This is a genomic window from Streptomyces barringtoniae (assembly GCF_020819595.1).
Taxonomy (GTDB): Bacteria; Actinomycetota; Actinomycetes; order Streptomycetales; family Streptomycetaceae; genus Streptomyces; species Streptomyces barringtoniae.
Map to the genome: position 1 here is coordinate 1 of NZ_JAJHNP010000085.1, position 859 is coordinate 859.

1 protein-coding gene is annotated in these 859 nt (G+C 74.6%); it reads left to right on the forward strand.

What is annotated here, in order from left to right:
- Positions 1 to 859, forward strand: an 859-nt coding sequence (locus LMU33_RS40815) for a SpnB-like Rossmann fold domain-containing protein (RefSeq protein ID WP_443728990.1), incomplete at both ends; no start/stop codon positions are given.

The following is an 859-nucleotide window of genomic DNA, read 5'->3' on the forward strand; positions in this document are numbered from 1 at the left end:
TTTCCAGCACCAGAACTACTGGCCCGAGGCCTCCCCTCTGGAGACGGTTCCCGCGGCCTCGGCCGACCCTGCCGACGCTGCCTTCTGGGAAGCGGTCGAACGCGAAGACCTGCAGGCGCTGGCCGACACGCTGGAACTCGCGGACACGGAGCCCCTCGGCCCCGTACTGCCCGCACTATCGTCCTGGCGGCGGCAGAGCCGCGACCGGTCGACGGTCGACAACTGGCGCTACCGGGTCACCTGGACACGGCTTGCCGACGAGCGTCCGGCACGACTGACCGGCACCTGGCTGCTGGTGGTGCCCGGGACAGCGGCCGACGGCCAGTGGGCCGCGGCGGCGGGCCACGCGCTCACCGCACGCGGAGCGACGGTACGCACCTTGGTCCTGACCGAGTCCCACACCGAACGCAAGGTGCTCGCCGACCGGCTCGGCGAAGAGGCCGTCGACGGCGTCTCGGGCGTCCTCTCCCTGCTGTCCTCCGCTCCCCACCCGCAGTCTCTGCACGGCTCCCTCGCCCTGCTGCAGGCGCTGGGCGACACCGGCGTCGACGCCCCGCTGTGGTGCGCCACGCACGGAGCCGTCGGCGTGGGCGGCACCGACACGGTGACGGACCCGGAACAGGCCCTGCTGTGGGGATTCGGCCGCACCGCGGCCCTGGAACACCCCGAGCGCTGGGGCGGCCTGGTCGACCTGCCCGAGACCCCCGACGAGCGGTCGCTGACGCGGCTCACCGCCGCGCTGGCCGGCGACGGCAGGGAGGACCAGCTCGCGGTCCGCACCACCGGGGTGTTCGCCCGCCGCCTGACCCGCGCCCCCTTGGTCGACTCCGCACCCGCCCGGAACTGGCGGCCCGGCGGG